General features: G+C 46.3%; 5 protein-coding genes and 3 pseudogenes. All 8 read left to right on the forward strand.

Features of this window, described 5'->3' with window-relative positions:
- Nucleotides 1–1,514, forward strand: a pseudogene (gene uvrA / locus R1Y93_RS11115) (excinuclease ABC subunit UvrA); the annotation flags it as partial.
- Between the two features lie 155 nt (nt 1,515–1,669).
- Nucleotides 1,670–2,663: pseudogene (locus R1Y93_RS11120) on the forward strand (rod shape-determining protein).
- Between the two features lie 5 nt (nt 2,664–2,668).
- Nucleotides 2,669–4,971 (forward strand): annotated as a pseudogene (recD2, locus tag R1Y93_RS11125) (SF1B family DNA helicase RecD2).
- Nucleotides 4,934–5,572 (forward strand): ComF family protein, encoded by a 639-nt coding sequence (locus R1Y93_RS11130; RefSeq protein ID WP_500822848.1) that lies wholly within the window; start codon nt 4,934–4,936, stop codon nt 5,570–5,572. Before recD2 ends, R1Y93_RS11130 begins: the two are co-directional and overlap by 38 nt.
- 89 nt (nt 5,573–5,661) lie before the next feature.
- Complete coding sequence (locus R1Y93_RS11135; RefSeq protein ID WP_500822849.1) at nt 5,662–6,096, forward strand: hypothetical protein; 435 nt, start codon at nt 5,662–5,664, stop codon at nt 6,094–6,096.
- The gene (locus tag R1Y93_RS11140; protein WP_500822850.1) at nt 6,093–6,674 is read left to right on the forward strand and encodes a hypothetical protein; all 582 of its coding nucleotides are present in this window, start codon (nt 6,093–6,095) and stop codon (nt 6,672–6,674) included. Before R1Y93_RS11135 ends, R1Y93_RS11140 begins: the two co-directional genes overlap by 4 nt.
- Complete coding sequence (locus R1Y93_RS11145; RefSeq protein ID WP_500822851.1) at nt 6,641–7,216, forward strand: hypothetical protein; 576 nt, start codon at nt 6,641–6,643, stop codon at nt 7,214–7,216. Before R1Y93_RS11140 ends, R1Y93_RS11145 begins: the two co-directional genes overlap by 34 nt.
- 111 nt (nt 7,217–7,327) lie before the next feature.
- Nucleotides 7,328–8,203, forward strand: a complete 876-nt coding sequence (gene cdaA / locus R1Y93_RS11150; protein WP_500822852.1) for a diadenylate cyclase CdaA — start codon at nt 7,328–7,330, stop codon at nt 8,201–8,203.
- Nucleotides 8,204–8,321 lie beyond the last annotated feature (118 nt).

Raw genomic sequence — 8,321 nt, forward strand, 5'->3', positions numbered from 1 at the left:
CGAAAAATTAAAAGAGTTTCTTTCCGATATCCAGCTTACACCTCAGCAGATGCTGATCGGCAGGCAGATCCTGAAGGAGATTGTTGCCAGAGTAGGCTTTCTTTCAGATGTTGGGCTGGATTACCTATCCCTTGCAAGGGCGACTGCTACTCTTTCCGGAGGGGAGGCTCAGAGGATCCGTCTGGCGACTCAGATCGGGTCAGGCCTTGTAGGAGTTGCTTATATTCTGGATGAACCAAGTATCGGGCTTCATCAGAGGGATAATGACCGGCTGCTTCGAGCGTTGATGCATCTTCGTGACCTGGGCAATACACTGATCGTAGTAGAGCATGATGAGGATACCATGCGTGCTGCAGACTGTGTGGTTGATATTGGTCCCGGAGCAGGGGAGCATGGAGGCGAGCTTGTAGGTATCGGTACTGCAGAAGATCTGATGAAGAATGAAAGATCTGTTACAGGTGCATATCTTAGCGGCAAGCTGAAAATCCCGGTACCAAAGGAACGGAGAACGCCAGCCGGTTTCCTGAAGATCCGTGGAGCGGCTGAGAATAACCTGAAGAAGATCAATGTGGATATTCCGCTTGGGGTGATGACTTGTGTGACTGGTGTGTCCGGATCCGGGAAAAGCTCCCTGGTGAATGAGATCCTGTATAAGCGCCTTGCCAGGGATCTGAACAGAGCCAGGGTGATCCCTGGCAAGCACAGTGATATCCTGGGGATCCAGCAGCTGGACAAGGTGATCAATATTGATCAGTCGCCTATTGGCAGGACTCCACGTTCCAATCCTGCTACTTATACCGGCGTTTTTGATCAGATCCGTGACCTGTTTGCTGCCACTGCCGATGCCAAGGCCAAAGGCTATAAGAAGGGCAGATTCAGCTTCAACGTAAAGGGCGGGCGTTGTGAGGCCTGCAGCGGAGATGGTATTATTAAGATTGAGATGCATTTTCTTCCGGATGTATATGTGCCCTGTGAGGTCTGCAAGGGTAAGCGGTATAATCGTGAAACACTGGAAGTAAAATATAAGGGCAAAAGCATATATGATGTACTGAATATGACTGTAGAAGAAGCACTTCCGTTTTTTGAAAATATTCCGTCCATCCGCAGAAAGATAGAGACTTTATACGATGTAGGGCTTTCTTCTTCAACACGCTCTGACAGCCTTCTACTACTCTTTCCGGAGGAGAAGCCCAGAGGATCAAGCTGGCAGCAGAGCTGAGCAAACGCAGTACCGGAAAGACAATTTATATTTTGGATGAGCCCACCACAGGCCTTCACTTCGCCGATGTGCACAAGCTGGTGGAGATCCTGAAGCGCCTTTCTGAAGGAGGAAATACTGTGGTAGTGATCGAGCACAATCTGGATGTGATCAAGACTGCAGATTATATCATAGATATCGGACCGGAGGGCGGCGACAGGGGCGGTACTGTAGTTGCCTTTCTGGTACACCGGAGCAGGTAGCGGCCAATCCGTCCTCCTACACCGGCCAGTACGTAGCCAAATATTTGAATTAATAAGAATTATAAGACACAGCGACTGCTCGACTTGAATGTATGTTGTAACAAACGCTTTCTTTTTGAAGGGGAATTGCGTATAATAAGAAAAACGTAACTGTGATCTGAACAGTTGCAGTTCTGGAAAATAAACAGGAATTAAAGGGAGGTTCACAATGCCGGCAAGCGATATAGGGATTGATCTTGGAACCAGAAACAGCCAGGTATATTCTACCGGGAAAGGCCTTGTGCTGATGGAGCCTACAGTAGCAGTATATGATAAAGATTCAGAAAAAATAAAGGCAATGGGAGAGGAAGCAAAGCAGATGGCAGGGCATGTTTCTTCCAGATGGAGATTGATCTGGCCCATCTGCCAGGGTGTGATCGTAGATTACACAGTTATTGGTGGAGAAAATGCTGAAGTTCTTCATTTCCAGGGCAATGGGACGCAGAGCCTTCCGCAAGCCAAGGATCAGCATCTGTATTCCCAGTGGGACCACTGAAATCGAAAAAAAGGCGATCGAAGAAGCAACCTACCAGGCAGGAGCCAGAGAGGTTTTTCTTGCAGATGAACCGATTGCCGCTGCCATCGGCGCAGGTGTGGATGTAACAAAACCGTTTGGCAATCTGATCGTGGATATTGGTGCAGGTACTACAGATATTGCAGTGATTTCCATGGCAGGAGTTGTGGTATCCAGTTCCATTAGGCTGCAGGAGATAATTTTAATCAGGCCATTATGGGTTATGTACGGAAAGCCCACAATCTGTTTATAGGGGAGGATGCGGCAGAAAGGATCAAGATAAAGATCGGTACTGCCATTGAGGAAGCATCTCCCAGGACTATGGAGGTGAAAGGCCGCAATGTGATCACCGGACTGCCCAAGACTGTGACCCTTACCTCTGAGGAGGTAAGGATGGCTCTTAGGGAGGCTACCGGACAGATCGTAGAGGCTGTACATGGAGTTCTGGAAGAAAACACCGCCGGAACTTGCCGCTGATATTGTAGACCGGGGGATCGTGCTTACCGGTGGAGGTGCATTGCTTCATGGCATAGATAACCTGATCGAACAGAAAACAGGCGTAAATACGCTGACTGTACAGGATGCCATCATGGTAGTTGCTGCAGGAACAGGAAAATATGCAGAGATCATGTCGAGGATGGATGATTAGAAAGAATGAGTGAGAAGATTACCGGTTATATTGACCATGTGGTTTTCCGTAATGATGACAACGGATATACAGTTATGGTGATGAAAGGTACAAAGGAGGAAGAACTGACCTGCGTAGGCAGTTTTCCTTCTATTAGCCAGGGCGTGACGATAGAGGCAGAAGGCACTTACACTACCCATCCTGTTTACGGGAAGCAGTTTCAGATACATAGTTATACAGAAAAGATGCCGGAAGACAGCCTTGCAATGGAAAGATATCTTGGATCAGGTGCCATCAAAGGGATCGGGGCGGCACTGGCTGCCAGGATCGTTCGGCATTTTGGAGAAGATACACTTCGGATCGTAGAGGAGGAGCCGGAACGTCTTTCAGAAGTCAAAGGGATCAGTGAGAAAAAAGCGCGGGAGATTGCTGCCCAGGTTACAGAAAAGGCAGATATGAGGAGAGCCATGATCTTTCTGCAGAAATACGGGATATCCCTGAATCTTGGCGCAAAAATATACCAGAAATATGGCCAGGCTGTTTACGGTGTGCTTCAGGAGAATCCGTATCGCCTGGCCGAAGACATTTCTGGCGTGGGATTTAAGATCGCAGATGAGATTGCATCCAGGATCGGCATACATACAGATTCAGATTACAGGATTCGCAGCGGTATGTTGTATACTCTTTTGCAGGCTTCAGGTGAAGGCCATATTTATCTGCCAAAAGAAGAGCTTTTTGAAAGAGCTTCCAGGCTGTTGGATGTGGATCCATCCTATATGGAAAAACATCTGATGGATATGGCTATTGATCGGAAGCTTGTATTAAAAGAAACAAAAGAGGCTACTCTGGTTTATCCCAGCAAATATTATCAGATTGAGCTGAATACAGCCAGAATGCTGAATGAACTGAATATTAAATGCCCTGAGAATGAAAAGCTGGTAGAGCGCAGACTGGCCCAGATACAGAAGGAAACAGGTACTGTCCTGGATGAAATGCAGAAAAAAGCAGTAAAAGAAGCAGCAGAAAATGGACTGTTCATTCTTACAGGAGGTCCTGGCACAGGAAAGACTACCACCATTAATGCTATTATCCGCTTTTTTGAAGGAGAGGGAGCAGAGCTTCGGCTTGCTGCACCTACAGGCAGAGCAGCCAAAAGAATGACAGAGACTACCGGATATGAAGCACAGACGATCCACAGGCTTTTGGAGCTGAACGGCGTTCCGGATGAAGAGCATGACAACCAAGCCATTCATTTTGACAGGAATGCCCAGAATCCGTTGGATGCGGATGTGATCATTATTGATGAAATGTCCATGGTGGATATTTTTCTGATGCATTCTCTGCTTCAGGCCATCACTGCCGGCACAAGGCTGATCCTTGTAGGAGATGAGAATCAGCTGCCAAGTGTAGGTCCGGGGAATGTACTGCGAGACATTATCCGCAGCCGGGTATTTCCTGTGGTGGAGCTTACCAAGATCTTCCGGCAGGCGTCTGAGAGCGATATTGTGGTGAATGCCCATAAGATCAATCGTGGAGAACAGGTATCCCTGGATAATAAAAGCAGGGATTTCTTTTTCTGAAGCGATATGATGCAGATATTATCATCCGCGTGGTGATCGCATTGATCCAGGAGAAGATGCCCAGATATGTGGGAGCCAGACCCTTTGAGATACAGGTGCTTACCCCTATGCGTAAGGGACTTCTGGGCGTGGAGCGGCTGAATCAGATCCTGCAGAGATACCTGAATCCGCCGGATCCGGGCAAAAGGGAGCATGAAGCCGGGCAGCAGCTGTTCCGTGAAGGGGACAAGGTGATGCAGGTTAAAAATAATTATCAGATGGAATGGGAAGTGCGTGGCAAATATGGCATTCCTGTAGAAAAAGGAGTAGGCGTATTTAACGGAGACACTGGGATACTGAAGGAAATCAATGAATTTTCAGAGATTGCATCTGTGGAATTTGAAGATGGAAGATGGGCGGAGTATTCTTTTAAGCAGCTGGAAGAACTGGAGCTGGCTTATGCCATTACCATCCATAAGTCCCAGGGGTCTGAATATCCGGCAGTGATCCTTCCGATCCTGTCAGGGCCAAGGATGCTTCTGAACCGTAATCTTTTGTATACAGCTGTTACCAGGGCGAGGAAATGTGTAACTGTAGTGGGGAGCGAAGAAACCTTTGAGGAGATGATCCGCAATGAAAAGCAGCAGAAGCGTTACAGCTCTCTGGACATGCGTATCCGGGAGCTTGCTGAATCTTCTTTATCCCAGACGATGTCCTTTGTGCCATCAGGTAATGAAGGAACAAAGGCGGCTGATTTGCCCGGAATGTGAAAAAGATCTTCATCCTATTGCCGGACCAAGATGTTATCACTGTGGAAAACCGATCAAAGAAGGAGAAGAATACTGTGCAGACTGCAGATCCCATCCGGGCGCATTTATAGCGGGAAAAGGGATTTTTCTTTACGATGACAGGATGAAGGCTTCCATGATGAAGTATAAGTACAGCGGATGCAGAGAATATGGACGATTTTTCGGAAGGGCCATGTGTGTCTACGGCGCTGATTCCATTCGCAGATGGTCACCGGATCTGATCGTACCTGTCCCGATGACTGCCGCAAAGCTGCGGCAGAGAGGATTTAATCAGGCAGAGGATCTGGCTGGGATCGTTGCTGCGTGGATGAAGCTTCCTTTGGACACCGGGCTTGTACGAAAGATCAGGCATACAGATGCTCAGAAGGAGCAGGATGCAGCAGGACGGCGCCGCAATCTGAAAGGCGCTTTTGAAATTACCAGGAGAATTGACGGAATGCGTATTTTGATCATTGATGATGTGTATACTACAGGCAGTACCATGGATGAGATTGCCGGATGCCTGAAAAAAAGCGGGGCAGAGGCAGTGTTTTTTCTCACTCTGTGCAGCGGGATCCATTGATTCATGGCAAAAAATGCTTTTCACAGAATAGGATATATGATACAATTAATCTATATGGTTAAAATGGTATCAAAAGCAAGGAGTCATTTATGATCAACGAAGAGAAAGTCAAGATAATGAACAGGCTTGCAATATATGAAAAGCGGGGCGGGAAGAAGTATCTGCCTGTCAGCAGATATTACCGCAGCGATTATATCGGGCTTGCATTAATTAAAAATTTTTTTCTGGTTACTATCGGATATGCCTTGGTTCTTGCAGCAGTAGCTGTATATTATTCAGAATATCTTATGAATAATATTAATCAGATGGATCTGGTCAGCCTGGGTATGAAAGTGGTTGGCGGATATGCTGTGGTGCTGATCGGTTATTCAGTTCTTACTTATATTGTGTATACTGTGAAATATCACTGTGCCAAGAAAAGTGTTAAGAAGTATTATGAAGAACTGACCAAACTGGAGAGGATCTACGGTCGTGAAGAGAAAAAGAATTCCGGACGGGAAATCACAGGAGGACGTAAAAGATGACAGCACTACTTGAATTAAAACAGAAAATTAAAAACCTGTATGGGCAATATGAACTTTATCTTCTTCCTGTATTCAAATTTGTTCTTGCCATGCTGTATTTTACCTGGATCAATGAAAATATGGGATATATGAGCCAGCTGAACAGTATGTTTGTTGTGCTGATCCTGGCCCTGATCTGTTCTATACTGCCATCTGTTGTGACGGTATATGCAGGATTTATCCTGATGGTCCTTCACAGCTATGCCTTGAGTCTGGAGACGGCAGGGTTTATGCTGGTACTGATTCTGGTAATGGTGATCTTTTTCCTCAGATTCAGCGGCGGGCAGAATACAGTGATGGCTTTTACACCGATCACCTTTATGTTTAATGTTCCGGCGATCCTGCCTATTGGCAGCGGTCTTATGGGCAATGCAGTATCTGCTATTCCGGCAGGATGCAGTGTGGTATTGTTTTATTTTATCCGATTTATCAAAAGACAGTCTGCTTCACTGATCGAGCACAGATCTGGAAGTGGCAGACAAGCTGCAGCTTCTGGCAGACGGGCTTGCACAGAAACTGGGGCATGTGGATCACAGTAGTTGCTTTTGTGCTTGTAGTCCTTGTTGTTTATCTGATTCGTACCCGTGCTTTTGATTATGCATGGAGGATCGCAATTGTTGCAGGCGGTGTGACTTATGTGCTTGTGATGCTGGGAGGAAGTCTTTTCCTGAACGCAACTGTCTCCATGCCGGCACTGATCACCTGTGCAGTTTTGTCTGTGGTATTTGCCATTATTCTGGAGTTCTTTGTATTTGGCGGGGATTACAGCCGTACAGAGAGGCTGGAATATGAGGATGATGAATATTTTTACTATGTAAAGGCTGTTCCCAAGGCGTCTGTATCTACTTCCGAGAGAAGCATCAAGAAGATCAACGGAGAGCCTATTAGGGAAGAGAGACGTTCCGAAGAAAAGAAAACGGTATCTTTCACAGAGCCTGCGCAGACTGCAAGTGACAAACCAAAGAAACGCAGGACTGCGCCTGCTCCTGCGCCAAGAAAGGCAAAGCCGGTTTCAAAGGAAGACGATATGGATGAGATCGACTTTGAGAAGAAACTGGAAGAGTCTTTGAAAGATCTGTAATAACGATTCAGCGGCTGGCGATTTCAAGGATGCTGAACAGTTATTACCTGTAACTGTAAACCAAACCGGCGCCAAAGCAGCGCTGATTACAATAAATGAGAGGAGACCGTTATGCAGGATATTGCAGTTATGCTTGCCAGGTATCTTCCTAAGCTGGCATTTCCGCAGGTTGGGATCACTGATGTGATCGAAATTGCCCTGATATCATTCTTTGTATATCAGTTCATGGTTTGGATCAAATTCACCCGTGCATATACACTGCTGAAGGGTATCCTGATAGTTCTTGGATTTATTTTTATTGCATATGTTTTCCAGATGAGTACCATTCTCTGGATCGTAAAGAATTTGTCTACTGTGCTGATTACTGCAGTGATCATTATTTTTCAGCCAGAACTTCGTAAAGTGCTGGAACAGCTTGGACAGAAAAAGATCATGTCTGCGATCCCATTGTTTGATACAAGCAAGGAAGTACAGGAGCGTTTTACAGACAAGACTGTAAATGAACTGGTAAAGGCCTGCTTTGATATGGGAGAAGTAAAGACCGGTGCTTTGATCGTGATCGAGCAGAATATCCGCCTTACAGAATATGAGCGGACTGGTATTAATGTAGATGCAATGCTTACCAGCCAGCTCCTGATCAATATTTTTGAGCATAATACGCCTCTTCATGACGGAGCGGTTCTAGTAAGAGGCAATCGTATCGTAGCTGCGACCTGCTATCTGCCGCTTTCTGATAATATGGAACTGAGCAAACAGCTGGGAAGCCGCCACAGAGCAGGGGTAGGGATCAGTGAAGTTAGTGATTCTCTGACGATTATCGTGTCAGAGGAGACAGGACAGGTATCTGTAGCGAAGGGCGGAAAGCTTTCCAGAGGGCTGACCAGTGCCCAGCTTCGGGAAGCGCTTGTTAAAGCACAGAATAAAAAGGTTGTTGATAACGGTAAATTACGCCATCTGCTGAAGGGGAGGGCGAAACATGAACAATAATAGGAAGCTTACAGCAAATATCCCATTGAAAATCATGTCCATCCTGGTGGGGATCCTGGTATGGCTTTTGGTTGTCAATGTGGATAATCCTATTAAGACCAGAACAATCATCTCCAGG

Source organism: Blautia sp. HA3515, from assembly GCF_059933065.1.